This window comes from Enterobacter sp. 725m/11 (assembly GCF_011683705.1).
Lineage (GTDB): Bacteria > Pseudomonadota > Gammaproteobacteria > Enterobacterales > Enterobacteriaceae > Enterobacter > Enterobacter bugandensis.
Genome location: NZ_JAAQOK010000109.1, coordinates 1 through 1,138, shown reverse-complemented (window position 1 = coordinate 1,138; position 1,138 = coordinate 1). Strand labels below are relative to the sequence as shown.

Annotated in this window: 1 protein-coding gene and 1 pseudogene; one reads left to right on the top strand and one right to left on the bottom strand. The window is 41.5% G+C overall.

All coding sequences use genetic code 11. The annotated features are described in order from the left end of the window. Positions 1 to 110 precede the first annotated feature (110 nt). The gene (locus HBA26_RS22600) at positions 111 to 272 is read right to left on the bottom strand and encodes a YlcI/YnfO family protein (RefSeq protein ID WP_126345615.1); all 162 of its coding nucleotides are present in this window, start codon (positions 270 to 272) and stop codon (positions 111 to 113) included. A 128-nt stretch (positions 273 to 400) separates the two neighbouring features. Between HBA26_RS22600 and HBA26_RS22595 the strand changes: the two are divergent. Continuing rightward, a pseudogene (locus HBA26_RS22595) lies at positions 401 to 612 on the top strand (SymE family type I addiction module toxin); the annotation flags it as partial. Positions 613 to 1,138 lie beyond the last annotated feature (526 nt).

Genomic DNA, 1,138 nt, shown 5'->3' with positions numbered 1-1,138 from the left:
GAGATCTACACTCTCTCCGTCGTCGGCAGCGTCAGATGTGTATAAGAGACAGGTTCTATAACTTGTCATTTATTCCCTTATTACCATCACCAAATTAAAAACCATGATAGCTACTTATTCATAAGCCTAAGCCTACAAGCTTCTTTAACCCACTTACTAAAATTCCCTTTCCCCGCAGCCTTCTCAATCTGCCCCAAAAGCTCATCCTCGAACCGGATGTTTTTCATCGTGCTCTTTGTGCGGTCAAAATTTGGTTTGTTTTTCTCTTGCATGGTAGGTACCACTTCGGTTAGTTTTTCCGCATGTGGTACCTACCACATGGATTATAAATTCCTGACAACGCCCAGCAGTGTTGGAGCACTAAAGGGCGTCTACCATACCAACTATCAATGAGTTGATTATAACTGATTCACATTCTATCCAGACACCGACCAATCCGGAACCGAGCGTTCGTTGATTATGGGATACTGCCCAAATGTTTTCGACAAATCGACGCTGAAAATCATCCTTTCTGGCAAGTAGCTGCGCGCGGCGGGGTTTGATACCGGACAGCATGTCACTGTAAAGGTCATGAAAGGATGTATCATTCTGGTGGCGTATAACGAGCAGGAAGCGGTTGCAGGATAAACGCTCATTGAGATAGAGGACGCGCTTGCAGCGATTTAAGCTCCCTGTTCGAACCATCAACTAACATCTCATAAATAGAATTTCTGATGGCGACATTGATCAGCATTCAACTATCCGGAAAGGTGACATCAGATTTCCACTGAGTGATCACTACAATCTCAAAGCTACACTCGTAGTTACGCTCAGCTCATGGCTCCCAGTTTCGCCTTTAGCGGCCATACGGCTATTAAACTAATATGCAACGGATCTAACGCCCTCATTCTCACGCTCATATAATATCTAAATTAATAGCCAACAATTATTCACGACAAATATAATGCGAAGATTAAAATATCTGAATTTTTCATTACGTATAAACTATTGCGATATGCATCACAGCAGAAATACAATATTAATAGAAACTTGTACCTCTGTTTACTGTTAAAAGGTGCAATATGTATTATAGCGACTCATTAATAACATCAATGGATGCGAATAAAGTATTGGCACTAAAGTTAGATCACGCCTTAAC

What these genes read in the sequence shown, in the direction of transcription:
- HBA26_RS22600 (WP_126345615.1), bottom strand. Translation starts at nt 272, where the DNA reads ATGCAAGAGAAAAACAAACCAAATTTTGACCGCACAAAGAGCACGATG.